The 23,911-nt window shown below is 43.6% G+C and carries 23 protein-coding genes, 1 pseudogene and 1 other annotated feature; of the genes and pseudogenes, 22 read left to right on the top strand and 2 right to left on the bottom strand.

Annotated features, from left to right (window positions below; all coding sequences use genetic code 11):
• Nucleotides 1–36: 36 nt before the first annotated feature.
• Nucleotides 37–107 (top strand) — a sequence feature (ribosomal protein L21 leader region).
• 35 nt (nucleotides 108–142) lie between these two features.
• The 13 genes from rplU (at nucleotide 143) to ACHBGV_RS02255 (ending at nucleotide 12,265) form a co-directional block, all read left to right on the top strand.
• A complete protein-coding gene (rplU, locus tag ACHBGV_RS02315) occupies nucleotides 143–457 on the top strand; it encodes a 50S ribosomal protein L21 (protein ID WP_002941330.1) in 315 nt (104 codons plus the stop codon).
• Between the two features lie 45 nt (nucleotides 458–502).
• A complete protein-coding gene (gene rpmA / locus ACHBGV_RS02310) occupies nucleotides 503–796 on the top strand; it encodes a 50S ribosomal protein L27 (RefSeq protein ID WP_009909754.1) in 294 nt (97 codons plus the stop codon).
• A gap of 410 nt (nucleotides 797–1,206) precedes the next feature.
• A complete protein-coding gene (locus ACHBGV_RS02305; RefSeq protein ID WP_394735571.1) occupies nucleotides 1,207–1,662 on the top strand; it encodes a GNAT family N-acetyltransferase in 456 nt (151 codons plus the stop codon).
• Between the two features lie 87 nt (nucleotides 1,663–1,749).
• On the top strand, nucleotides 1,750–2,664 hold the full coding sequence (locus ACHBGV_RS02300; RefSeq protein ID WP_105110131.1) for a LysR family transcriptional regulator: 915 nt from the start codon (nucleotides 1,750–1,752) through the stop codon (nucleotides 2,662–2,664).
• Nucleotides 2,657–3,121 (top strand): signal peptidase II, encoded by a 465-nt coding sequence (gene lspA / locus ACHBGV_RS02295; protein WP_105123367.1) that lies wholly within the window; start codon nucleotides 2,657–2,659, stop codon nucleotides 3,119–3,121. The genes ACHBGV_RS02300 and lspA overlap by 8 nt, the downstream gene beginning before the upstream one ends.
• The gene (locus ACHBGV_RS02290) at nucleotides 3,105–4,001 is read left to right on the top strand and encodes an RluA family pseudouridine synthase (RefSeq protein ID WP_394735570.1); all 897 of its coding nucleotides are present in this window, start codon (nucleotides 3,105–3,107) and stop codon (nucleotides 3,999–4,001) included. The genes lspA and ACHBGV_RS02290 overlap by 17 nt, the downstream gene beginning before the upstream one ends.
• A gap of 74 nt (nucleotides 4,002–4,075) precedes the next feature.
• Nucleotides 4,076–4,414, top strand: coding sequence for a zinc ribbon domain-containing protein YjdM (locus ACHBGV_RS02285; RefSeq protein WP_105123365.1), 339 nt, complete (start codon nucleotides 4,076–4,078; stop codon nucleotides 4,412–4,414).
• 428 nt (nucleotides 4,415–4,842) lie between these two features.
• A complete protein-coding gene (locus ACHBGV_RS02280) occupies nucleotides 4,843–5,451 on the top strand; it encodes a Pr6Pr family membrane protein (protein ID WP_394735569.1) in 609 nt (202 codons plus the stop codon).
• Between the two features lie 240 nt (nucleotides 5,452–5,691).
• Nucleotides 5,692–6,213, top strand: a complete 522-nt coding sequence (gene pyrR, locus ACHBGV_RS02275; RefSeq protein WP_105110136.1) for a bifunctional pyr operon transcriptional regulator/uracil phosphoribosyltransferase PyrR — start codon at nucleotides 5,692–5,694, stop codon at nucleotides 6,211–6,213.
• A gap of 27 nt (nucleotides 6,214–6,240) precedes the next feature.
• Nucleotides 6,241–7,164: an aspartate carbamoyltransferase catalytic subunit gene (locus ACHBGV_RS02270; protein WP_170243073.1), complete on the top strand. Its 924-nt coding sequence runs from the start codon at nucleotides 6,241–6,243 to the stop codon at nucleotides 7,162–7,164.
• 108 nt (nucleotides 7,165–7,272) lie between these two features.
• Nucleotides 7,273–8,352, top strand: a complete 1,080-nt coding sequence (locus ACHBGV_RS02265) for a carbamoyl phosphate synthase small subunit (protein WP_172021480.1) — start codon at nucleotides 7,273–7,275, stop codon at nucleotides 8,350–8,352.
• Nucleotides 8,353–8,736: 384 nt separating this feature from the next.
• Nucleotides 8,737–11,916, top strand: a complete 3,180-nt coding sequence (gene carB, locus ACHBGV_RS02260; protein WP_394735568.1) for a carbamoyl-phosphate synthase large subunit — start codon at nucleotides 8,737–8,739, stop codon at nucleotides 11,914–11,916.
• Nucleotides 11,917–11,953: 37 nt separating this feature from the next.
• Nucleotides 11,954–12,265: a hypothetical protein gene (locus ACHBGV_RS02255; protein WP_105110139.1), complete on the top strand. Its 312-nt coding sequence runs from the start codon at nucleotides 11,954–11,956 to the stop codon at nucleotides 12,263–12,265.
• A 49-nt stretch (nucleotides 12,266–12,314) separates the two neighbouring features.
• Here the strand turns inward: ACHBGV_RS02255 and ACHBGV_RS02250 are convergent, their stop codons facing one another.
• The gene (locus tag ACHBGV_RS02250; RefSeq protein WP_394735567.1) at nucleotides 12,315–13,241 is read right to left on the bottom strand and encodes a polysaccharide deacetylase family protein; all 927 of its coding nucleotides are present in this window, start codon (nucleotides 13,239–13,241) and stop codon (nucleotides 12,315–12,317) included.
• 111 nt (nucleotides 13,242–13,352) lie between these two features.
• Between ACHBGV_RS02250 and ACHBGV_RS02245 the strand changes: the two genes are divergently transcribed.
• The 7 genes from ACHBGV_RS02245 to ACHBGV_RS02215 all read left to right on the top strand — a co-directional run bounded on the left by ACHBGV_RS02245 (nucleotide 13,353) and on the right by ACHBGV_RS02215 (nucleotide 20,440).
• On the top strand, nucleotides 13,353–14,639 hold the full coding sequence (locus tag ACHBGV_RS02245) for a homoserine dehydrogenase (protein WP_394735566.1): 1,287 nt from the start codon (nucleotides 13,353–13,355) through the stop codon (nucleotides 14,637–14,639).
• A gap of 2 nt (nucleotides 14,640–14,641) precedes the next feature.
• On the top strand, nucleotides 14,642–15,502 hold the full coding sequence (gene thrB, locus ACHBGV_RS02240) for a homoserine kinase (protein WP_105160894.1): 861 nt from the start codon (nucleotides 14,642–14,644) through the stop codon (nucleotides 15,500–15,502).
• A gap of 126 nt (nucleotides 15,503–15,628) precedes the next feature.
• Nucleotides 15,629–16,528, top strand: a complete 900-nt coding sequence (gene murB / locus ACHBGV_RS02235; protein ID WP_105110143.1) for a UDP-N-acetylmuramate dehydrogenase — start codon at nucleotides 15,629–15,631, stop codon at nucleotides 16,526–16,528.
• A gap of 132 nt (nucleotides 16,529–16,660) precedes the next feature.
• A complete protein-coding gene (locus tag ACHBGV_RS02230; protein ID WP_257117670.1) occupies nucleotides 16,661–17,815 on the top strand; it encodes an ABC transporter ATP-binding protein in 1,155 nt (384 codons plus the stop codon).
• Nucleotides 17,799–18,599: an ABC transporter permease gene (locus ACHBGV_RS02225; protein WP_105110145.1), complete on the top strand. Its 801-nt coding sequence runs from the start codon at nucleotides 17,799–17,801 to the stop codon at nucleotides 18,597–18,599. Before ACHBGV_RS02230 ends, ACHBGV_RS02225 begins: the two co-directional genes overlap by 17 nt.
• Nucleotides 18,600–19,370 carry an ABC transporter permease gene (locus ACHBGV_RS02220; RefSeq protein WP_105110146.1) on the top strand — a complete coding sequence of 257 codons (771 nt, stop codon included), beginning with the start codon at nucleotides 18,600–18,602 and terminating at the stop codon, nucleotides 19,368–19,370.
• A complete protein-coding gene (locus ACHBGV_RS02215; protein ID WP_394735565.1) occupies nucleotides 19,370–20,440 on the top strand; it encodes an ABC transporter substrate-binding protein in 1,071 nt (356 codons plus the stop codon). The genes ACHBGV_RS02220 and ACHBGV_RS02215 overlap by 1 nt, the downstream gene beginning before the upstream one ends.
• 227 nt (nucleotides 20,441–20,667) lie before the next feature.
• Here ACHBGV_RS02215 and ACHBGV_RS02210 read toward each other — a convergent pair whose 3' ends face one another.
• Complete coding sequence (locus ACHBGV_RS02210; RefSeq protein ID WP_394735564.1) at nucleotides 20,668–20,916, bottom strand: hypothetical protein; 249 nt, start codon at nucleotides 20,914–20,916, stop codon at nucleotides 20,668–20,670.
• A 165-nt stretch (nucleotides 20,917–21,081) separates the two neighbouring features.
• Here ACHBGV_RS02210 and ACHBGV_RS02205 point away from each other — a divergent pair.
• Together ACHBGV_RS02205 and ACHBGV_RS02200 are read left to right on the top strand one after the other, a co-directional pair.
• A pseudogene (locus ACHBGV_RS02205) lies at nucleotides 21,082–22,191 on the top strand (IS630 family transposase).
• A 288-nt stretch (nucleotides 22,192–22,479) separates the two neighbouring features.
• The gene (locus ACHBGV_RS02200) at nucleotides 22,480–23,826 is read left to right on the top strand and encodes a sugar transferase (RefSeq protein WP_394735563.1); all 1,347 of its coding nucleotides are present in this window, start codon (nucleotides 22,480–22,482) and stop codon (nucleotides 23,824–23,826) included.
• Nucleotides 23,827–23,911 lie beyond the last annotated feature (85 nt).

Raw genomic sequence — 23,911 nt, 5'->3', positions numbered from 1 at the left:
AGGTGTTTTTGTTATAATTGGAGTGTTGACTATGCACACCCTGTGCAACCGCACGACTACCGTTTAAGTGGTTCGTCCCACGGTACTAGGCGAGTCTTCACATAAAATTCGGGCAAGGCCCAAAAATCATAGGAGGTGCATAATGAGCACATATGCAATCATTAAAACTGGCGGCAAACAAGTTAAAGTTGAAGTCGGTCAAGCTATCTACGTTGAAAAATTGAACGTTGAAGCAGGTCAAGAAGTTACTTTCGAAGAAGTAGTTCTTGTTGGTGGTGAGAAAACTGTTGTGGGTACTCCACTTGTAGCAGGCGCTACTGTTGTTGGTACTGTTGAAAAGCAAGGTAAACAGAAAAAAGTTGTTACCTTCAAGTACAAACCTAAAAAAGGTAGCCACCGCAAACAAGGTCACCGTCAACCTTACACAAAAGTTGTTATCAACGCTATCAACGCTTAAGGCGTAGCTTGAAGCAATCATTACAGAAATTCGGAGGAATAACATATGTTAAACTTGAATCTTGCTAACTTGCAATTTATGGCCCACAAAAAAGGTGGAGGTTCAACGTCAAACGGTCGTGATTCACAAGCGAAACGCCTTGGTGCGAAAGCTGCTGACGGCCAAACTGTATCAGGTGGTTCAATCCTTTACCGCCAACGTGGTACAAAAATCTACCCAGGAGCTAACGTAGGTCGTGGTGGAGATGACACTCTTTACGCTAAAGTAGAAGGCGTTGTACGCTTCGAACGTAAAGGTCGCGATAAGAAACAAGTATCTGTTTACCCAATCGCTAAGTAAAAAAATGGTCCAGTGGACCATTTTTTCTTGCCTTTTTGAATTAAATGAAAGGCAAGGTTCGGGGAACCTTTTTAGCAACTCTCCTTGAAATAAAAGAGAGAGTTGAGCTAGAAATAGCAAACAATAGGCTTTCCGAGATTTCGGAAGGCCTGTTTTTTTGTTTTGATACCCATTTTTCATTTACCAAGGGTTTGGTGTGAAATGGTCAGGCATTGGTAGTTAAATAAAAAGTTATCAGTTGAAAATGAACATGTAAATATAGATTACTAATAAGGGCAATAGATGCTAGAATTACCATATAATAGAATGAAGGGAGGCGATTCAAATGAAAGGAATAGTAAGATATTTTAGAAAACAAGGAATCAAGTGTAAGGAGGTTAGGGCAAATTAACCTCCGAAAGGAGAAAATAATGAAGATTGTAGCAATCAGGGATTCAGTTGTAAAAGCTGATATTATTAAAACGGTATTGACAGATTTACCTGAGTGGTTTGGCTTACCTGAAAGCACTAAAGAATATATCCAGGATGGGAGTTTGCTGCCGTTGTGGGCTGCATTTGACGAAGATGAGCCAGTAGGATTCGTAACCTTAACGAGCACCTCCGACGATTGTGGGGAAGTTCACTGTATGGGTGTTAAAAAATCTCATCATCGAAAAGGACTGGGACGAGCGTTGATGCAAGCATTAGAAGGAGAGGCGAGAAAATCTTATGCCTATCTACAAGTCAAAACGGTTGACCAAGAGCATTATAAAGAATATGATCAGACGATTGGCTTTTATCACTCTTGTGGCTTTGCTAAGTTGGAAGTTTTTCCAAACTTGTGGGACGAATGGAATCCCTGTCTTATCATGATTAAAAAGTTATAGTCACTTACCGCCAGCAATTTTGCTGGTGGTTTTATTATGTGGTATAATAGAAAGATAGGAAAAATGGAATGAAGAAAGGATGGATCGATGAATATTCAACAGCTTCGCTATGTGGTAGCTATCGCCAATAGTGGAACTTTTCGTGAGGCAGCGGAGAAAATGTACGTATCTCAGCCTAGCCTATCCATTTCCATCAAAGATTTAGAAAAAGAGCTAGGTTTTCAGATTTTCAGTCGGACCAGTTCAGGGACTTTTTTGACCCAAAAAGGAATGGAATTTTATGAGAAGGCTCAGAGTTTAGTCAAGGGCTTTGATCAATTTGAGCATCTTTATTTGCAATCAGAAGAAGGTGAAAAAACTTTTTCTATCAGCAGTCAGCACTATGATTTCCTGCCTCCCTTGATTACGGATTTTTCTCGGCAGCATCCTCAATATCCACATTTTCGGATTTTTGAGTCGACTACGGTACAAATTTTGGATGAGGTGGCGCAGGGGTATAGTGAGCTGGGAATTATTTATCTCAACGATCGCAATACCAAGGGGATTATGCAAAAGCTGGACAAATTGCATTTGCAGGCGATTGAGTTGGCGGAGTTTCAGACCCATATCTACCTGCGGGAGGATCATCCTTTGACTGCAAAGGCAGAGATTGAGGCTGAGGATTTGGTTGGTTTGCCAACGGTCCGATTTACCCAAGAAAAAGAGGCTTATCTTTATTATTCTGAGAATTTGATTGACACGTCGGATTCGTCGGTTGTTTTTGATGTGACGGATCGCGCTACCTTGAATGGGATTCTAGAGCGGACGGATGCCTATGCGACGGGTTCGGGATTTTTGGATGACAAGTCGGTCAATGGGATTACGGTCATTCCCTTTAAGGGGAAGGTGGATAACCGCATGGTCTATGTCAAGCGGGCTGGCGATGAACTGAGCCATTGTGCGCTTGATTTTGTCGATACCATGCAGGCTTATTTTGATAAGAAGAAGGAAGAAAATGCGTAAGTTTGGATTGCCACTTTTGGCAGTGGCTTTTATCGGTGTGGACCAGTTGGTCAAGGCTTGGACCGTAGCCAATATTGAATTGTACGCCAGTCGGGAATTTTTGCCAGGTTTTATGAGTTTGACCTATCTGAGAAATTATGGTGCGGCTTGGTCTATTTTGCAAGGACAGCAGTGGTTTTTCACCATTGTTACAGTGGTTGTCATGATTGGCTTGGTCTGGTATTATGTCAAAAATATCAAGGGAAATCTCTTGACCTTGTTCAGTTTGTCCTTGATGATGGCGGGGGCTTTGGGAAATTTTATTGACCGTGCCCGTCTGGGCTACGTGGTGGATATGTTCCAGCTTGATTTTATCAATTTCCCGGTCTTTAATGTGGCTGATATGTGTCTGTCGGTGGGAGTTGGGCTCCTGTTTATTTGTATTTTGAAAGAAGAAAGTAATGGAAGTAAGAGTTGAAACAGGTGGTGTTCGTCTGGATAAGGCTTTGGCGGATTTGACGGAATTGTCCCGCTCGGTTGCCAATGAGCAAATTAAGGCTGGTCTGGTTTTGGTTAATGGCCAAGCCAAGAAAGCTAAATATAGTGTTCAAGCAGGAGATGTAATTTCCTATCAGGTGCCAGAAGTGGAAGAAATTGATTATGTAGCTGAAGATATTCCACTCGAAATTATCTATCAGGATGCGGATGTAGCGGTTGTCAATAAGCCACAAGGCATGGTGGTGCATCCGTCTGTTGGTCACACGTCGGGTACGCTAGTCAATGCCCTGCTTTATCATGTGAAAGATTTGTCGGCTATCAATGGCGTTTTGCGCCCGGGCATTGTCCATCGGATTGACAAGGACACATCCGGTTTGCTGATGATTGCTAAAAACGACGAGGCCCACACCAGGTTGGCTGAGGAATTGAAAGCCAAGAAATCCCTCCGCAAATATATTGCCATTGTCCACGGAAACCTACCAAATGACCGCGGTATGATTGAGGCACCGATTGGTCGTTCGGAGAAAGATCGTAAGAAACAGGCAGTCACAGCCAAGGGCAAGGAAGCAGTCACACGTTTTCAAGTCTTGGAACGTTTCGGTGACTATACCTTGGTTGAATTGACCTTGGAAACGGGACGAACCCACCAAATCCGTGTTCACATGGCTTATATCGGTCATCCTGTGGCAGGCGATGAGGCCTATGGACCACGTAAAACGCTCAAGGGGCAGGGGCAATTTCTGCATGCTCAGACGCTTGGATTTACCCATCCGAGAACGGGAGAGCTGGTAGAATTTACGGCTGACGCGCCAGCTATTTTCCAAGAAACACTGGAAAAACTACGTCAAGCTACTCAGTAGTGACAATAAGAGCATCTTGCCCATTTTCCAAAAAGATGATAGACTGATACAGATGAAAAAGAAGGAGAACGAGAATGGAAACTTTACCAAATTGCCCACAGTGCAATTCAGAATATGTCTATGAGGACGGCGCGCTTTTGGTCTGTCCAGAATGTGCATACGAATGGAACCCAGCCGAGGTTGCTGAGGAAGAGAGCGGTCCAGTCGCTATTGATGCCAATGGCAATCGCTTGGCTGATGGAGATACAGTGACGCTGATCAAGGATTTGAAAGTCAAAGGCGCACCGAAGGATCTCAAGCAAGGCACGCGCGTTAAAGGTATCCGCATCGTTGAAGGCGACCACAATATCGACTGCAAAATCGACGGATTTGGAGCCATGAAACTCAAATCAGAATTTGTGAAGAAGATTTAGCAATTAGACTGGGAAATCCAGTCTTTTCAAGACGTAGACAAACTATGTATTGGCTCAAATAATCTGAGTAGCTCTGCTAATAAAACAAAAAATTATTTTATTTTGCGAGCGGAGCGAGCCCAAACCACGACTTTCCGCTATGATGAAAATGCCTGAAACGTTATCGTTTCAGGCATTCGGAGTATTTCGGGCTACAAAGGTCTCCCAGACCTTTGTAGGTTGTTGCTTGGAAATAAAAAAGCGACAAATGTCTCAAATACTAGGTATGGAATTCCGTAGGTAGCTCAAACAGTCTGGGGGACTGTTTGAGGAGTAAACCTAGAAACAAGAAAGTTTACTACCGTCCGCCAACACCTCAGGAAAGTCTGAAAAAGGTTTTAACATAAGAAAGGAAACTATGAAGCATCAAAGTATTTTACAGTCGTTGTTTGCTGGCGATTTTAGCCATTACAGGGACTGGTTTGGAAATTGCCAAGTACGGCATTGGTATGCTCATGTATTATACGGTTTTGTCCAATCTTTTGGTGGCGGTTTTTGCTGTTTATATGGTCTATGCCATGAACAAGGGCCAAAATTTGCAAGACCAGAACTTTCTGCGAATCAAGGCTGGTGTGACTATGTCCATCATGATAACCTGTGTGGTCTATCATATCATGTTGGCACCGCTGGCTGAGCATTTTTGGCGCGTGGAAAATCTTCTCTGCCACTATATCGTTCCCATTTATTTCTTGCTGGATACGCTCATTGTCGATCGGCTGCGACAGTACAAGTGGTTGGACCCCGTTTGGTGGACCAGTCTGCCACTTGCCTACATGGCTTTTGGCTTGGTCAATGGATTTTTCCTCAAGATTCCTATTCCTGACGCCAAAGATAGTCCATTTGCCTATTTCTTTCTCAATGTTCCCAAGTATGGCTGGAACTACGTTTTGACCTACTGCGCCATTATCTTTGTGACCTATCTGCTCTTTGGTTATGTTTTGGCGGGTGTAAAATCCCTAAAACCACAGTCTTTTTTGGCTAAATCAGCACCATTCTAAGCAAAATACGAAGATTATTAAATTTTTTACAGTAAGAATTTGTCGCCGTAGGTAAAGTGTGCTATACTGATGCTAGAAATCCTTTAAGAGCTGTCCAGAGAGACAGGCAAGGAGAGCATTGAGCAAATGTGGACAGACAAGATGGGAAATTCTGTTGGAGTTTTTCATGCACTGGTCCTGTATTTTCTGAACTCTCCTGAAAGGGAGAGTTTTTTTGTATCATATTTATGGAGGTTTAGAATGAAAACCAAAGAAATCGTAGACGATATGACCATGAAACGGGCAATTACCCGTATCACCTATGAGATTATCGAGCGCAATAAGAATTTGGACAATATCGTCTTGGCTGGTATCAAGACGCGAGGTGTTTTCATTGCCCGACGGATTCAAGAACGTCTGAAACAGTTGGAAGGAATTGATGTTCCTCTGGGAGAATTGGATACCAAGCCCTTCCGCGACGATGTGAAAGTAGAAGAGGATACCACCAGCATCACCGCCGATGTCAATGACCGTGATGTGATTTTGGTGGATGACGTTCTCTACACTGGACGCACCATTCGTGCCGCCATTGACAATCTCGTATCGTTGGGCAGACCTGCTCGTGTTAGTTTAGCTGTCTTGGTCGATCGTGGCCACCGGGAATTGCCAATTCGTGCGGACTATGTTGGGAAAAATATCCCGACCAGTCGGGCTGAGGAAATTATCGTTCACATGACTGAAATTGACGGTCATGACGCAGTTTTATTAGTAGAGGCAGAATAGGTCAGGCACAAAAAGGCAGGTAGTATCATGACAATTGTAGATGGTAAGGTTTCTCTCAAACATTTGGTAACAATGGAAACGCTTTCGAATGAAGAAGTATTGGGTCTCATTCAACGCGGACTGGCTTTCAAGAAAGGCGAGCCCGTTACCTTAAGTCGGAAGTATTATGCCTCCAATCTCTTCTTTGAAGATTCGACGCGAACGCATAAGTCATTTGAAATGGCGGAGCTGCGCTTGGATATGGGCATGATTGACTTTGATGCTCGAACCAGCTCGGTCAACAAGGGCGAGACCTTGTACGATACCATTTTAACCATGTCAGCCTTGGGCGTTGATATTTGTGTCATCCGCCATTCCGAGGTTGATTACTACAAACAATTGATTGATAGTCCGAGCATCCAGACCTCCATTGTCAATGGTGGGGACGGTTCTGGGCAACACCCAAGCCAGTCCTTGCTGGATTTGATGACCATTTATGAAGAATTTGGTACCTTTGAAAATCTGAAAATTGCCATTGCAGGCGATATTACTCACTCGCGGGTTGCCAAGTCCAACATGCAAATCCTCAAGCGACTGGGGGCAGATATTTACTTTACTGGCCCAGAAGAGTGGTATTCGGCGGAATTTGATGTCTACGGTCAACATGTCGCGATTGATGATATTGTCGAGGAAGTGGATGTCTTGATGCTTCTGCGTGTCCAACATGAGCGCCACGATGGATCAGAAAGTTTTTCAAAAGAAACCTATAATCGTCTGCATGGATTGACGGGGGAACGGTACAAGCGCTTGAAGGAACAGGCGATTGTTATGCACCCTGCGCCTGTCAATCGTGATGTTGAAATTGATGACCAGCTGGTAGAGGCTCCCAAATCACGGATTGTTCGTCAGATGCAAAACGGCGTCTTTGTCCGAATGGCGATTTTGGAGGCGATTGTAAATGGTAAGGTATAGAACCTGTATTCACAGCTCGGCACATTTAACTAAGGCTAGTTTTCTGCCCCCTTTGTGAATACAATTTCAAAACGTTAAAGGATTCCTGAGAGAATCAACGAGGTAGATATGACGAAAAGAAGATTAATTTTAGAAGACGGAACAATTTTCGAGGGCGAGGCCTTCGGAGCGGATATTGATGTGACTGGAGAGCTGGTTTTTTCTACTGGAATGACAGGCTATCAGGAGTCCATTACCGACCAATCTTATAACGGTCAGATTTTGACTTTTACTTATCCTTTGGTAGGAAATTATGGCATCAATCGCGATGATTACGAATCTATCACGCCAACTTGTAAGGGTGTGGTGGTCAGTGAGTGGGCCCGTCGTGCTAGTAATTGGCGCAACCAATTGACCTTGGATGAATTTTTGAAAGCTAAAAAAATTCCCGGTATTTCAGGGATTGATACGCGAGCTTTAACCAAGATTATTCGTCAGCACGGGACGATGAAGGCGACCTTGGCTAATGTTGGAGATAGTGTTGAACATTTGACCGATCAGCTACGGGCGACAGTCTTGCCGACCAATAATATTGAGCAGGTGTCTACCAAGACAGCCTATCCTGCTCCGGGTGTCGGTCGGAGCGTTGTACTGATCGATTTTGGTCTCAAGCATTCGATTTTACGTGAATTGGCCAAGCGTGATTGCAATGTAACTGTCGTTCCTTATGACACGACCGCAGAGGAAATTTTGGCTCTGGCTCCAGACGGTGTTATGTTGTCCAATGGACCGGGGAACCCAGATGATGTTCCAGAGGCGCTTGATATGATTCGTGGTATTCAAGGGAAGATTCCGATTTTCGGTATTTGTATGGGCCATCAATTGTATGCGAAGGCAAATGGTGCCCAGACCTACAAGATGAAATTCGGTCACCGTGGATTTAACCATGCCGTGCGCGAAATTGCGACAGGACGTGTTGATTTTACCAGTCAAAACCACGGTTATGCAGTGTCACGCGAGGAACTGCCGGATTGCTTGATGATTACCCACGAGGAAATCAACGACAAGTCTGTCGAAGGCGTCCGTCACAAATACCTTCCCGGATTTTCAGTGCAATTCCACCCTGATGCAGCACCCGGTCCGCATGATGCCAGCTATTTATTTGACGAATTTATGGACTTGATGGATTCATTTAAGCAAGAACGCTAGTTGAATGGTTGCTAAGCGTCAGAAAGTTATTTAATTCTATCCAGAGAGATAGAAAATAGAAAGGCAAGGGACAGGTCAATGGTTGCACGCAACTCATTTCCCTACGCCTGCCTCTATGGAGGTCAGGCTATCCCTTGCACTAGTTAGGAAAGCCAATTAGTATCGAATTGACTTTCCTAACGTCGGACTGATCTTATTTAATGTCAACCTGTGAGTTGACAAATAGAAAGGAGAAGATACAGGTTCGAGTATGATTTGATTTTAAAATTCGAACATGCTCTAAGGACTGTGTGAAAAAGATAAATGTCGTTTGGCTGCTTGAAGCATCAGCGGCGCGTTTCCTATTTTCGCTTTGTCCTCTTAACGGGCTTTGTATCATACATTATGCCAAAAAGAAACGATATTAAAAAAATTATGGTGATTGGATCTGGTCCGATTATTATTGGTCAGGCTGCGGAGTTTGATTATGCGGGGACGCAGGCGTGTTTGGCCTTGAAAGAAGAAGGCTACAGCGTTGTACTGGTCAATTCCAACCCCGCAACAATTATGACCGACAAGGAAATTGCGGATAAGGTGTATATCGAGCCGATTACGCTGGAATTTGTCAGTCGTATTTTGCGAAAAGAGCGTCCTGATGCTCTCTTGCCAACCCTTGGTGGACAAACGGGTCTCAACATGGCTATGGAATTGTCCAAGGCTGGAATTTTGGAAGAGCTGGGTGTTGAGCTCTTGGGAACAAAACTGTCGGCCATTGACCAAGCTGAGGACCGCGATTTGTTCAAACAATTGATGGAGGATCTCAATCAGCCCATTCCTGAGTCTGAAATTGTGACGACCGTTGATGAGGCGCTGAACTTTGCCAATTCTATCGGCTACCCTGTCATTGTGCGTCCGGCCTTCACGCTGGGCGGTACAGGTGGCGGTATGTGTGCCAACGAGGAAGAACTCCGCGAAATCGCAGGAAATGGCTTGAAATTGTCGCCAGTAACTCAATGTTTGATTGAGCGCTCAATTGCAGGTTTCAAGGAAATCGAGTACGAAGTGATGCGCGATGCGGCAGACAATGCCTTGGTCGTATGTAACATGGAAAACTTTGACCCTGTGGGAATTCATACAGGAGATTCTATCGTATTTGCGCCGACTCAAACCCTGTCAGACATTGAAAACCAGATGCTCCGCGATGCCAGCCTCAGCATTATTCGCGCCTTGAAAATCGAAGGTGGCTGTAATGTCCAGTTGGCCTTGGATCCCCATAGTTTCAAATACTATGTCATCGAAGTTAATCCGCGCGTGTCACGCTCGTCAGCCTTGGCTTCAAAAGCAACTGGCTATCCTATTGCCAAATTAGCGGCAAAAATTGCGGTTGGTTTGACCCTGGATGAAATGATTAACCCAGTAACTGGGACAACCTATGCCATGTTTGAGCCTGCTTTGGACTACGTAGTTGCTAAAATCCCCCGTTTCCCATTTGATAAATTTGAAAAAGGGGAGCGCCGTCTGGGAACACAGATGAAGGCGACAGGGGAAGTCATGGCCATCGGACGGAACATTGAAGAAAGCCTTTTGAAAGCCTGCCGTTCCTTGGAAATCGGTGTTTATCACAATGAAATGACAGAACTCAGCCAAGTGACAGACGATCACTTAGTGGAAAAGATTGTCAAAGCGCAGGACGACCGACTCTTTTACCTTTCTGAGGCCATTCGTCGTGGCTATACGATTGAGGAACTAGCCCAATTAACCAAGATCGACCTGTTCTTCCTTGATAAGTTGTTGCATATTATAGAGCTTGAGCAGGAATTGGCGACTCATTTTGATAACCTAGATGTCCTCAAAAAAGCGAAAAAATACGGCTTTGCAGATCGTAAAATAGCAGAGCTGTGGGGGCGGACAGAATGCTACATTCGCCAGCTCCGGACTGAAAATGGCATTGTCCCAGTTTACAAAATGGTGGATACCTGTGCAGCAGAATTTGAGAGCGCGACGCCTTATTTCTATTCAACCTATGCTTGGGAAAATGAATCCATCAAATCAGACAAGGAATCGGTCCTTGTGTTAGGTTCTGGGCCAATCCGCATCGGTCAAGGGGTTGAATTTGACTATGCGACGGTTCACTCTGTCAAAGCCATTCAGGCAGCAGGTTACGAGGCTATTATCATGAACTCCAACCCTGAAACTGTTTCGACAGATTTCTCGGTTTCGGACAAGCTCTATTTTGAACCTTTGACCTTGGAAGATGTAATCAATGTGATTGATTTGGAGCAGCCCAAAGGTGTCATTGTGCAATTCGGTGGGCAGACAGCCATTAACTTGGCTGAACCTCTTGCCAAGGCTGGTATTCCGATATTGGGAACTCAGGTAGCAGATTTAGACCTGGCTGAGGACCGCGATTTGTTTGAAAAAGCTTTGAAAGACTTGGACATCCCGCAGCCACCAGGTCAAACCGCAACCAATGAAGAAGAGGCTCTTGAGGCGGCCCGCAAAATTGGTTTTCCAGTCCTTGTCCGTCCATCTTATGTCTTGGGTGGGCGTGCCATGGAGATTGTTGAAAATGAAAATGACCTACGTTCCTACATGCGGACGGCGGTCAAGGCTAGTCCTGAGCACCCTGTTCTCGTTGACAGTTATATCGTTGGTCAAGAGTGTGAAGTAGATGCGATTTCTGATGGCAAGGATGTTCTCATTCCGGGAATTATGGAACACATTGAGCGGGCAGGTGTCCATTCGGGTGACTCGATGGCAGTTTACCCACCGCAAACCCTGTCGCCAGCGGTACAAGCAACCATTGCTGATTACACCAAGAGATTGGCTATTGGTCTCAACTGTATCGGTATGATGAACATTCAGTTTGTTATCAAGGACGAAAAGGTCTATGTCATTGAGGTCAATCCACGTGCCAGCCGAACCGTTCCCTTCCTATCAAAAGTGACAAACATTCCGATGGCTCAAGTCGCGACCAAATTGATTTTGGGTCAATCCTTGGCAGAACTTGGCTATGCAGACGGTCTCTATCCAGAAAGCAAGCAGGTCCACGTCAAAGCTCCAGTCTTCTCATTCACAAAATTGGCGAAGGTTGACAGTCTTTTGGGACCTGAAATGAAGTCAACGGGCGAAATTATGGGTTCAGATGTGACGCTTGAAAAAGCACTTTACAAGGCATTTGAAGCTAGCTACCAGCACTTGGAAGAATTTGGCAATGTCGTCTTTACCATTGCGGATGAAGATAAGGAAGAAACCTTGGAGCTGGCGCGTCGTTTCCACGATTTGGGCTATGGTATTTTTGCGACTAGCGGAACGGCAGCCTATCTGACGGACCACCAACTTCCTGTTACCTTGGTCAATAAAGTTGGTGATGCAGGTGGTTTCGATATTCCAAGTCTGGTTCGAGCTGGAAAAATTCAAGCCATTGTCAATACAGTTGGTAAAAAGCGTGTGGCAGACTCGGATGGTCAAATCATTCGTAGCTCAGCAATTGAAGGTGGTATCCCACTCTTTACAGCCATTGATACAGCTGCGGCTATGGTCAAAGTCTTGGAAAGCAGAAGTTTCATGACCCAGGCTATTTAGTGTATAATAGGGTTATCCATTAGAAGAGGAGATAGAAATGAAAGTAAATCTGACCAATCATCGGGGACAATTTAAACAGGCTCCCCTTGGTTTTTCTTGGACGACCCTGTTTTTTACCATGTGGGTTGCTGTCTTTAGACGGGATTGGAAATGGGCGGCTATTATGCTATTGGCCAATGCAGCTCTTGGTAACTACGCCTACTCAATAGAAAAGGGCTATCTTGTCTTTATCGTCAATATTGTCATGGCGGCATTCTACAATAAACTCCATATCAGAGACTTATTAGCCAAGGGTTGGCGCCCAGCAACAGACTTTGATGCGCAGCTGCTGCAGTCCAAGGGAATATAAAAAGAAAAAGATGATTTCGTATGAGGTCATCTTTTCTTGTATCTCTATGTCAGTCGGCTTGAATCATCTCTAGCAAGATGTCGGCAGTGGTCGTTGGCAATACCCTCAGACGATTTAAACTAAGCATTCCGTTATCAACAGTTGCCAGGTCATGGTTGGTGGTCAATCCCAATTGGTAGCCGGTATTTTCTGCCACAGCCAGGGTATCGGCTGAATAGCGACCAGCAGGATAGGCAAGAGCAATGGTTTCCTGACTAAGTTGCTGGTTTAGGAATTGTTTGGAGTAGGATAGCTCAATGGATTGGCTTTCAAGGCTGCTTTGTGCCAGGTCGGGATGATTGACCGTATGACCTTGGAAAGACATATCGTGCTCTTTCATCTCCTGCATCTGATCGACAGTCAGGTAGCCCGCTGTGCCATTTTCCGTAAAACCAGTGATAACAAAGTTGGTAGCCTTCATCTGGTACTGCTTAAGTAAAGGATAGGCATGGCTATGGAAATCCCAGAGACTATCATCGAAAGTTAGCCAGACGACTTTTTTGCCGTCAGGAACTACATTGTCCCTTAGAACCCGCAGAGCTTCTTCAGGTGAAAGGGTGTAATAGCCAGCTTCCTGGAGGGCCTTGAGATGACTTTCAAACGTAGAAGGATCCACAATTAAATTGGCGTTGGCAGTCTCTTCAGGAGCCATGACATGGATAGCATGGTACATCAGAATGGGCAGACGGACCGGACTTTTTTGCTTAACCCAAGTTACTTCTTCAGGACCAGTTTTCTGTGAAGGAGTCGTATCAATCTCTTCTTTAGGGGTTTCTGGAGTTTGCTGGACCAAGTCTGTTCTGGATCCTGGGTCTTGATAGAAGTAGACGAGGCAAAAAACAAGGGTTCCAATCAGCAGAACACTCAGCAGAGTAAATATTACTGGAAATCTTTTCACTTTTTGATGCTTGTGCCGCCCATGCTTCCTCTTCGCCATATTCACTACCTCAATATATGTAATTCTTCTTACTACTTTAATTATACCAAAATTTTTGCCAAATAGTCAGAATATTTGGTATAATAGGAAAAATAGTTTTAAGGAGATAATATGGTAGTTAAGATTGGATTATTGGGGTTTGGTACGGTAGCGAGTGGTGTGCCATTCCTTCTGACAGAAAATAAGGAAAAGATTGAATTGGCAGCCCAAGACAGCATAGAGATTTCAAAGGTTCTTGTAAAGGACGATGCGGAAAAAGAGCGTTTATTGGCTGCAGGCCATGACTATGATTTCGTGACCAACATTGACGAGATTTTGGCAGATGACGACATTGCTATTGTCGTTGAGCTTATGGGACGTATCGAGCCAGCAAAAACTTTCATCACACGCGCTTTGGAGGCAGGCAAGCATATCGTGACAGCTAACAAAGACCTGTTGGCTGTGCATGGCAGTGAATTGCGTACTCTGGCTCAGGAAAAAGGACTGGCCCTTTACTACGAAGCAGCGGTTGCAGGCGGTATTCCAGTCTTGCGTACCTTAGTCAATTCTCTTGCTGCGGATAATATTACCCGTGTTTTGGGTGTCTTGAATGGGACATCTAACTTCATGCTGACCAAGATGCTAGACGAAGGATGGACTTATGAAACAGCCCTGCAGACAGCCCAGGAACTAGGTTACGCAGAGTCAGATCCGACCAACGACGTTGAAGGAATTGATGCAGCCTATAAGGCCGTTATCCTCAGCCAATTTGCCTTTGGTATGACTGTTGATTTTGACCACGTTGCCCACAAGGGAATCTCCAATATCACACCTGAAGATGTAGCAGTAGCACAAGATCTTGGCTATGTCATCAAGTTGGTAGGGGATATTCGTGAAACAGCTTCGGGAATTGCAGCAGAAGTGTCACCAACCTTCCTGCCAAAAAATCACCCGCTTGCTAGTGTCAATGGCGTTATGAATGCGGTCTTTGTCGAGTCCATTGGTATCGGCCAGTCTATGTACTACGGACCAGGTGCTGGACAAAAACCAACAGCTACTAGCGTGACTGCCGACCTGATTCGCATTGTTCGTCGCCTGAAAGACGGTACGATTGGCAAAGCATTTAATGAGTACAGCCGTCCGCTCCAGTTGGCAGCTCCGTCTGATGTGATGAGCGAATATTATTTCTCTATCGTAGCATCTGACCAGAACGGAAAAATGCTCCGTTTAGCAGAAATTTTCAACTCTGAAGAAATCTCCTTCAAGCAAATTCTGCAGAAGGAGGCAAACGGTGAGACAGCTCATCTGGTTATCGTGACCCATGAGATGAGCAGGACCCAGCTAGAAAATGTGACTGAAAAGCTTGCCCAGGCTGAGGACTTCACTGTCTTAAATACCTTCAAGGTCTTGGGAGAATAAGCATGAAAATTACAGTTCCAGCTACTTCAGCCAATATAGGACCAGGTTTTGACTCGGTCGGTGTTGCCCTCTCAAAATACCTGACCATTGAAATTCTAGCGCCTGCGAATGAATGGTTTATTGAGCATGACCTAGAGCATGTTCCATCTGATAAGAGTAATCTGCTGATTAAGACTGCTTTGAAAGTTTCCAAAAACCTGCCACCTCACCGCTTGAAAATGACAAGCGATGTTCCTTTGGCCCGTGGCTTGGGTTCGTCCAGCTCTGTCATTGTAGCAGGGATTGAGTTGGCCAATTTATTGGGGCAATTGAACCTCAGCCAGGAAGAAAAGTTGCAATTGGCAACTAAGATAGAAGGTCATCCTGATAATGTAGCGCCAGCCATTTATGGAAATCTAGTTATTGCCAGCTATGTCAATAAGAAAGTCCATGCTGTTGTGACGGACTTCCCAGAGGCCAGCTTTATCGCTTTTATTCCCAACTATCCTCTGCGGACCAGTGAAAGCCGTGGAGTTCTGCCATCGCAGATGGGCTATAAGAAGGCCGTAGCAGCAAGCAGTATTGCCAACGTCGCTATTGCCAGTCTTATGGCCGGTGATTTGGAAAAAGCTGGTCAACTTATCCAATCAGATATGTTCCACGAGCCTCATCGCCAACTCTTGGTCAAGGAATTTTGTCCTATCAAGCAAACAGCTCAGGAGTTAGGTGCTTATGCAACCTACCTTTCTGGAGCAGGTCCAACCGTTATGGTACTAGCCTCTAAGGATAAGGAAGAGGCCATTAAAATTGCCATAGAAAAGCTTGAATTGGACGGCAGTGTGCATATCCTACAGGTAGATAAAGACGGGATTAAGGTATCCTAAACAAAATACGGTTCTTGAGGGAACTGTATTTTTTGTTTTTGATGCAATTGTCCAAAAATAATCGTAATCTAGTTAAATTTTTGGTATAATATGAACCGTATATCTATTTTTGAAATGAGAATGATAATGAAGGATAAGATTAGACAGGAGCTTGAGGGAATCGATATTCGATTTGATGAGCCCTTAAAGGAATATACGTATACAAAAGTCGGGGGTGCAGTAGACTACCTGGCTTTTCCACGTAATCGCTATGAGATCGTACGCATCGTAGAATTTGCCAATCGTGAAGGTATTCCCTGGCAGGTTTTAGGAAATTCTAGTAATATTATCGTCCGTGATGGTGGCATCAGGGGCTTTGTTATCAGGATGGATAAGCTCAACTCAGTGACGGTTTCTGGCTATACGATTGAGGCTGAGGCAGGTGCCAACCTGATTGAGACGACCAAGGTTGCCCTCTTTCATTCCTTGACTGGCTTTGAATTTGCCTGCGGCATTCCTGGTAGTGTCGGCGGTGCTGTTTATATGAATGCCGGTGCTTATGGTGGTGAAGTGGCCCATATCTTGGTATCTGCACAAATTTTAACTCCTGCTGGTTATGTCGAAACCTTGGATAATCGTGATTTGCGCTTTGGTTATCGGTCATCCATCCTGCAGGAAAATGGGGCAATTGTCCTATCTGCCAAATTTGCTTTGAAGCCTGGTAATCATCCAGTTATCAAATATGAAATGGACCGATTGACACATTTGCGCGAGCTTAAGCAACCACTGGAGTACCCTTCTTGTGGATCTGTCTTTAAGCGTCCACCAGGAATGTTTGCTGGCCAGCTCATCATGGAGGCCGGTCTCATGGGGCATCGTATTGGCGGTGTGGAAGTTTCGGAAAAGCATGCAGGCTTTATGGTCAATGTAGCGGATGGGTCAGCTCAGGATTATGAGAACTTGATTGCTCATGTCATTGAAACAGTCAAAGAATTTTCAGGAGTAACCTTGGAGAGAGAGGTTCGGATTATCGGTGATAGTTTGTAATCATCGGTACAGTTGAGGGGTGAGGCTTATCGTAGCAGGTAGTATGACGAGCTGTTTTCTTGCCCACGAGGTGGTATAGGCCCAACAGAGCCTGGAATCTGTTAGTTTACCTAAAGAAGGAATTTATGAGAATTGAAAAAGCCAATTATTGAATTTAAAGACGTTTCTAAGGTCTTCGAGGACAGTGGAACAACTGTCTTGAAAAACATTAGTTTTGAACTGGAAGAAGGCAAGTTTTACACTTTGCTTGGTGCTTCTGGTTCCGGTAAATCAACGATTTTGAATATTATCGCAGGTCTCCTGGATGCGACGTCTGGTGACATTTATCTGGATGGACAGCGGATCAATGATGTTCCGACCAACAAGCGGGATGTCCATACTGTCTTTCAATCATATGCCCTTTTCCCGCATATGACCGTCTTTGAAAATGTGGCTTTTCCACTAAAATTACGCAAGGTTGATAAGGCTGAAATTGATCGCCGTGTCAAAGAGGCTCTGCAGATGGTTCGTTTATCTGGTTATGAGAACCGTGCCATCCAGAAATTGTCTGGAGGTCAACGTCAGCGTGTGGCCATTGCGCGTGCAATCATCAACCAACCGCGCGTTGTCTTGCTAGATGAGCCTTTGTCAGCTCTTGACTTGAAACTACGGACCGAGATGCAATACGAATTGCGTGAATTGCAGCAGCGTCTGGGCATTACCTTTGTCTTTGTTACTCATGACCAAGAAGAGGCGCTGGCTATGTCTGACTGGATTTTCGTCATGAATGATGGTGAAATTGTTCAATCAGGGACACCAGTTGACATTTATGATGAGCCAATCAACCATTTTGTAGCGACCTTTATCGGGGAGTCCAATATTCTGCCTGGTCGCATGCTTGAGGACTACCTGGTTGAGTTTAACGGCAAGCGTTTTGAGGCTGTGGACGGTGGTATGCGTCCAAATGAAGATGTACAAGTGGTCATCCGCCCGGAAGATTTGCGGATTACCCTGCCTGAAGAAGGCAAGTTGCAGGTTAAGGTGGATACCCAGCTCTTCCGTGGGGTTCATTACGAAATCATCGCCTATGATGATTTGGGCAATGAGTGGATGATTCACTCGACGCGCAAGGCTATTGTCGGTGAGGTCATCGGTCTGGACTTTGAACCAGAAGACATCCATATCATGCGTCTCAACGAAACGGAAGAAGAATTTGATGCCCGTATCGAGGAATATGTAGAAGTCGAAGAAGTGGAAGATGGCTTGATCAATGCCATTGAGGAGGAACGCAATGAAGAAAACCTCTAAGCTCTTTGCCATCCCCTATGCTTTATGGGTTTTCCTCTTTGTACTGGCGCCTGTTGCCCTGATTGTCTTTAAGTCTTTCTTTGATATTCATGGCAACTTTACCCTAGCCAACTACCAAACCTACTTTAACTCGCCAAATAATACTTACTTGCGGATGAGTTTTAACTCCATTTTTTACGCAGGTTTGATTACCTTGGTTACTTTGCTGGTATCCTATCCAACAGCCTATTTTTTGACCAAGCTCAAGCACAAGCAGCTCTGGCTCATGTTGATTATCCTGCCGACTTGGGTCAACCTCTTGCTAAAGGCCTATGCCTTTATCGGGATTTTTGGTCAATATGGCTCGGTCAATCAGTTCTTGGAATTTATTGGCCTGGGTGCCCAGCAAATTCTCTTTACAGATTTTTCATTTATCACTGTTGCGGCCTATATTGAAATTCCTTTCATGATTTTGCCGATTTTCAATGCCTTGGATGATTTAGATCCTAATCTTATCAATGCTAGTCGAGATTTGGGGGCAACTCCTTGGCAGACCTTTACAAAAGTTATTTTTCCTCTGTCCATGAATGGTGTTCGTTCAGGTGTGCAGGCGGTCTTTATCCCAAGTTTGAGCTTGTTTATGTTGACCCGCCTTATCGGTGGTAACCGTGTGATTACGCTGGGTACAGCCATTGAGCAGCATTTCTTGACAACCCAGAACTGGGGCATGGGCTCCACCATTGGTGTCGTCTTGATTCTTGCCATGCTGGCCATTATGTGGCTAACGAAAGAGAGGAAGAAATAAATGAAAAAATTTGCAAAGATTTATCTAACCATTGCCTTCCTTGTCTTGTATCTGCCAATTTTCTATTTGATTTTCTATGCCTTCAATGAAGGTGGGGATATGAATGGCTTTACTGGTTTTACGTTAGAGCATTTCTCAGCCATGCTGGGAGATAGTCGCCTGATGTTGATTTTGGCTCAAACCTTCTTTTTAGCCTTCCTCAGCTCGCTCATTGCGACAATTATCGGGACCTTCGGTGCCATTTATATCTACCAGTCCAAGCAGAAGTTTCAGAATGCCCTTTTATCGGTCAACAATATCCTCATGGTAGCACCGGACGTTATGATTGGTGCGAGTTTCCTGATTCTCTTTACCATGATTGGTTTCCAGCTGGGCTTTGTCTCTGTCTTACTCAGCCACATTGCCTTTTCGATTCCGATTGTGGTCCTCATGGTCTTGCCACGACTCAAAGAAATGAATGCTGATATGATTTCCGCAGCCTATGACTTGGGGGCAACGCAACCGCAAATGCTCCGAGAAATCATGCTGCCTTATTTGACTCCAGCTATTATTGCAGGCTACTTCATGGCCTTTACTTACTCGCTGGATGATTTTGCCGTGACCTTCTTTGTCACAGGAAATGGCTACTCAAACCTGTCTGTTGAGATTTACTCACGGGCTCGTCAGGGGATTTCTTTGGAAATCAATGCCCTGTCCACCCTGGTCTTCCTCTTCAGTATTGTGCTTGTCGTAGGTTATTACTTTATTTCGCGTGAGAAGGAGGCAAACTAATGAAACGATTGACATCATTTTTTGTTGGTATTCTTGCTATCATTCTCGTACTTTGGGGAATTTCTAGCAAACTAGAGGATGATTCTACCCAAGGAACCACTGATAAATTGGTCATCTATAACTGGGGTGATTATATCGACCCAGAATTGTTGGACGAATTTACCGCCGAAACCGGTATCCAGGTTGATTACCAGACCTTTGATTCCAACGAGTCTATGTACACAAAGATTCAGCAGGGTGGGACAACCTATGACTTGGCTGTGCCGTCTGAGTACATGATTTCTAAGATGGCTGAAGAAGATATGCTGATCAAGTTGGATAAGTCGAAAATTGATGGATTGGAAAATATCGACCCGCAATTTATGGGGCTCAGCTTTGATGAGAACAATGATTATTCCATTCCTTATTTCTGGGGAACCCTGGGAATTGTTTACAATGAAACCATGGTTGACAATCCGCCACAGGAATGGGAGGATTTGTGGTCTGAGGAATATCGTGACAATATCATGCTGATTGACGGTGTCCGTGAGGTCATGGGCTTTGGTCTGCAATCTCTCGGCTATAGTCTCAATTCGCAGGATAAGGCTGAAATTGCCCAAGCTGCTGAACATCTCTATAATTTGACTCCGAATGTCAAAGCTATTGTTGCTGATGAAATCAAGGGTTACATGATTCAGGATGCGGCGGCTATTGCTGTCAGTTTCTCAGGTGAGGCCAGTGAAATGCTGGATGGCAATGAAAACCTGCACTATGTCGTACCGTCAAAAGGTTCTAACCTCTGGTTTGATAATATGGTTATTCCAAAGACAGCCAAGAACATCGACGGGGCCCATGCCTTTATGAGCTTCATGCTTCGTCCTGAAAATGCCCTTCGCAATGCGGAATATGTTGGCTACTCAACGCCGATTCCAGCAGCCAAGGCTATGTTGGATGAAGAAACTCAAAATGACGAGGCTTTCTATCCTTCCGAGGAAACCATGAAAGAGATGGAAGTCTATGACAACCTGGGCAAGGAAATGCTCGGTCTCTATAATGACCTCTTCCTACAATTTAAAATGTATCGGAAGTAGAGGATAAGACTGAAGACTTACTACTGGATTGAACCGCACCCCAAAAGTTAGAGAGAAAAATCTAACTTTTGGGGTGCGGTTCATATCTACCATTCTGTTTCTAGTTTTCGTTTTCCTTTCCAAGGGAGGTCTTCCTTCTTGAAAACACCACGGTCAGCCAGTCGATAGAGAGTTCTCATAGAACAAGAAATCCTATCTGGATAAGTTCCTTTAATGACATCAAGACTCTAGCTTTGATCTAAATGAGTTTGAATAAAGTCTTTTTCTGCTTGCGACAGACTTATTTTCCTCCGACCACAGCGTTTCTTATTGGCCTTATAGTGTTCATAATAGTCGTTGGTAGAATGTCCGTCTTTGAGAAAGTTGATAACATAATAGACGGTCTGCTTTGATCTTCCAAGAGCTATCATGATATCTGTAACTTTTATACCTTTTTTGTAGTAAGCCTCTATCATTACGAGTTCGATATAGTTCATTTATGCTAGTTTCTTTCAGACAAATGCTGAGCCTAACATAGATGGCTTTTTCTGTCTAGCTTAATTTGACAATTTAGGTTTATAAATAATCGAAGACTGTGGTAAAATGAAGTGATGAATAAGTTATATTTAACAAAAAATCAAAAATAGTGGCTTAATGGTATTATGACAAACAAACTCACCCCCACTCAAGTTCACGAATTAAAACAAGCCCTCAGAGACAAGACAAATGCTCCACATCACAGAAAAATTCAGGCTCTCATTCTTTACTCAGAAAACTAGAACCTAACAGCTAGCGCAAAATCAGTGGGCTTTGTCCATCAAACAGTTCGAAACCTCTTGAATCGCTATCTTGACGGAGGCTTACAGGCACTCCTTACTGACAATCGTGGCGGACGTCGTCGCGCCTACATGACACAAGAAGAGGAAGAACAATTCCTGAATGAGCAACTTTCTTCTGCTCTTAAGGGAGAATTGGTGCGATTAATTCTCTTTTGGCAGCCTATCAGGCAAAAGTTGGTCGAAAAACGACTTGAGAAGGACTATACGCTCTCTTAAAACGCCATGGTTGGTTCAAAGAATCAAGAGATTCTTTGAGGTGGGAGCTAAAGCTTACGCAGTAAGCAACAAAAGTCAGCCCACGCCCCAAACATCCTAAAAAAGCAGATGCGGAAGCCATTTTAGCGTCTAAAAATAAAATCTTTATGCGAGGAGAGGTTGAGTAAGCGCTTTATTAATGGGAAATCGTATCAAAAAATCCGCCTTATGTATCAGGATGAGGCGGGTTTTGGTCCTATTAGTAAACTAGGAAAATCTTGGGCTCCAAAAGGGTATAGACCTAGTGTCGCAAGTCACCATATCCGTGAATATCGCTATTATTATGGTGCTGTGGACGCCTACTCAGGAGAATCATTTTTCATCATAGCAGGTGGTTGTAATAGTGATTGGATGAATGAATTTCTAGACCAATTGTCAGAAGATTATCCAGATGACTACATTATTCTAGTCATGGACAATGCCATCTGGCATAAATCTCAGACATTGAATATCCCTGAGAATATAGAATTTACCTTTATTCCACCTTACACACCAGAGATGAACCCTATTGAGCAAGTCTGGGCCGAAATCCGCAAACGTGGTTTCAAGAATAAGATATTTAGAAGCTTGAATGAGGTTATTGATAAACTTCAAGAGGTTATTCAAAACCTATCTCCTTCTCAACTCAAATCAACTGTACGTAGAGATTGGAGTTTGGCTATTTTTGATTTTAGTTGAGTATTAATTAAAAACGACTGATATGAAACGTTTTCAGGATATTTTCAATAAGCATAATTAGTAATAATTTCATCATTTTTATGATAAAATGGTTTGATGTATTAAAGGATTCTATCTGGAAAATAATTACTATACAGCTCGGAATACAAATGTATAAAATTACAAAAATATATTTTTCATTGGTAATTTTAAGAGAAGTAGTTTTTTCGTTGGATAATTAAGTTTATTCAGTATTTACTAAAAATCTCTTTTGACAATCCATATCATAAACAGAAAGAAGGGAATAATATGGAATATAGAAGATTATTTCACATCTTCTATCTTGCAATTAGCGCAATCATTTTCTCGATTAGTTTTGCCATTGTTTGTGACAAGTCCTTGTCTACACTGGAATATGCTTATATCGGGGGTATTCAGGCTCTGGTAGCTTTGATGGCTGGTAATCATCACTTTTACAACAAGTCTTATAAAACGCTGACCTATGTAACCTCTTCAGTTCAGCTGATTGTCTTTGTTATTCTGACAATCTTAGCAGCCTTTCACCTGATAAGGTATCCAGATTGGCCTACTTTATTACTAGCTCTATTATTGGCCACAAGCTGTACTCATTTATATAATTATCTGGCCTTATATGTTTATCGGAAAATTTTTGGTGGTAAACGATTATGTGTTATTGGACATGAGGATGAAGTAGTCAAATCAGTAGTAAATCTGATGAAGTTTGAACATATGATTTTTACTGTCACTCATGCCTTTACGACAGATTTTGCTACAAATGTCAGCAACTATCTCGATGATATTGATGCAGTTTATTTTGCTGGTGAGGTCGGAAGAGATCGAGAAGTAATTTACACTATGCTGATAAGGGAGAATAAGGGGATTTACAATGCTGTATATTTCCGTTCTGGTCTGGAAATTCAGTCTTCCATCTATCAATTCGGCGATGATATTTTCATAGGGTTTAAGACCTTTCAGCTTACAAAAGTGGAACGTTTTTTCAAGAGAATATTTGATATTCTTATTTCATTAGTCTTATTGATGCTGACATGGCCTATCATGCTTTTAGTCGCTCTAGCAATCAAGCTGGATTCAAAAGGCCCGGTCTTCTATACCCAGCAGCGTGTCACAATGAATGGCAGACTGTTTCAAGTTTTAAAATTCCGTTCTATGGTCAATAATGCTGAAGGTCAGTCTGGACCAGTCCTTGCTACATCTAATGACAGTCGGGTAACACGCTTGGGCCAATTTTTAAGAGCGACTCGCCTGGATGAATTGCCACAATTGTTTAATATTTTAAGGGGAGATATGTCTATCGTTGGTCCGAGACCCGAGCGTCCTCACTTTGTCGAACAATATGAAAAACAGAGTCCCTATTATCATCTTCGGCATAGAGTAAGAGCTGGCTTGACAGGCTATGCTCAGATTTACGGGACCTATAATTCAGATTTCAATAGTAAATTAAAGTATGATTTATTGTACATTCAACGCTATTCTTTCTATTATGATCTCAAACTGGTATTGCGTACATTGAATATCTTATTGGATAAGTTAAGTGCGAAGGGTGTAGATGAAAATACTGACAACAAAATCACGAGCTTGAAGCAATTGGAAGCTTATTCGATCGTTGTCAAATAGAAAGCAGTCCTAGAAATACATCATTTAGAAACTTTCTGATATAATGTTGTTTGGAAAAAATCTCACCGTATGAAAGGTAAACAAG

The sequence above is a fragment of the Streptococcus sp. A34 genome, assembly GCF_043674115.1.
Lineage (GTDB): Bacteria > Bacillota > Bacilli > Lactobacillales > Streptococcaceae > Streptococcus > Streptococcus suis_V.
Note: the sequence above shows the minus strand (reverse complement) of the source record. Positions and strands in the feature narration are given on the sequence as shown.

Excerpts from the sequence above, each read along its gene's own strand:
- ACHBGV_RS02245 (WP_394735566.1), top strand. The coding sequence starts at position 13,353 with ATGGTAGTTAAGATTGGATTATTGGGGTTTGGTACGGTAGCGAGTGGT.
- ACHBGV_RS02305 (WP_394735571.1), top strand. The coding sequence starts at position 1,207 with ATGAAGATTGTAGCAATCAGGGATTCAGTTGTAAAAGCTGATATTATT.
- ACHBGV_RS02285 (WP_105123365.1), top strand. The coding sequence starts at position 4,076 with ATGGAAACTTTACCAAATTGCCCACAGTGCAATTCAGAATATGTCTAT.
- ACHBGV_RS02255 (WP_105110139.1), top strand. The coding sequence starts at position 11,954 with ATGAAAGTAAATCTGACCAATCATCGGGGACAATTTAAACAGGCTCCC.
- ACHBGV_RS02250 (WP_394735567.1), bottom strand. The coding sequence starts at position 13,241 with ATGGCGAAGAGGAAGCATGGGCGGCACAAGCATCAAAAAGTGAAAAGA.
- ACHBGV_RS02225 (WP_105110145.1), top strand. The coding sequence starts at position 17,799 with ATGAAGAAAACCTCTAAGCTCTTTGCCATCCCCTATGCTTTATGGGTT.
- ACHBGV_RS02290 (WP_394735570.1), top strand. The coding sequence starts at position 3,105 with ATGGAAGTAAGAGTTGAAACAGGTGGTGTTCGTCTGGATAAGGCTTTG.
- ACHBGV_RS02210 (WP_394735564.1), bottom strand. The coding sequence starts at position 20,916 with ATGAACTATATCGAACTCGTAATGATAGAGGCTTACTACAAAAAAGGT.
- ACHBGV_RS02220 (WP_105110146.1), top strand. The coding sequence starts at position 18,600 with ATGAAAAAATTTGCAAAGATTTATCTAACCATTGCCTTCCTTGTCTTG.
- thrB (WP_105160894.1), top strand. The coding sequence starts at position 14,642 with ATGAAAATTACAGTTCCAGCTACTTCAGCCAATATAGGACCAGGTTTT.
- rplU (WP_002941330.1), top strand. The coding sequence starts at position 143 with ATGAGCACATATGCAATCATTAAAACTGGCGGCAAACAAGTTAAAGTT.
- ACHBGV_RS02265 (WP_172021480.1), top strand. The coding sequence starts at position 7,273 with ATGACGAAAAGAAGATTAATTTTAGAAGACGGAACAATTTTCGAGGGC.
- carB (WP_394735568.1), top strand. The coding sequence starts at position 8,737 with ATGCCAAAAAGAAACGATATTAAAAAAATTATGGTGATTGGATCTGGT.
- ACHBGV_RS02270 (WP_170243073.1), top strand. The coding sequence starts at position 6,241 with ATGACAATTGTAGATGGTAAGGTTTCTCTCAAACATTTGGTAACAATG.
- pyrR (WP_105110136.1), top strand. The coding sequence starts at position 5,692 with ATGAAAACCAAAGAAATCGTAGACGATATGACCATGAAACGGGCAATT.
- rpmA (WP_009909754.1), top strand. The coding sequence starts at position 503 with ATGTTAAACTTGAATCTTGCTAACTTGCAATTTATGGCCCACAAAAAA.
- ACHBGV_RS02200 (WP_394735563.1), top strand. The coding sequence starts at position 22,480 with ATGGAATATAGAAGATTATTTCACATCTTCTATCTTGCAATTAGCGCA.
- ACHBGV_RS02215 (WP_394735565.1), top strand. The coding sequence starts at position 19,370 with ATGAAACGATTGACATCATTTTTTGTTGGTATTCTTGCTATCATTCTC.
- lspA (WP_105123367.1), top strand. The coding sequence starts at position 2,657 with ATGCGTAAGTTTGGATTGCCACTTTTGGCAGTGGCTTTTATCGGTGTG.
- ACHBGV_RS02300 (WP_105110131.1), top strand. The coding sequence starts at position 1,750 with ATGAATATTCAACAGCTTCGCTATGTGGTAGCTATCGCCAATAGTGGA.
- murB (WP_105110143.1), top strand. The coding sequence starts at position 15,629 with ATGAAGGATAAGATTAGACAGGAGCTTGAGGGAATCGATATTCGATTT.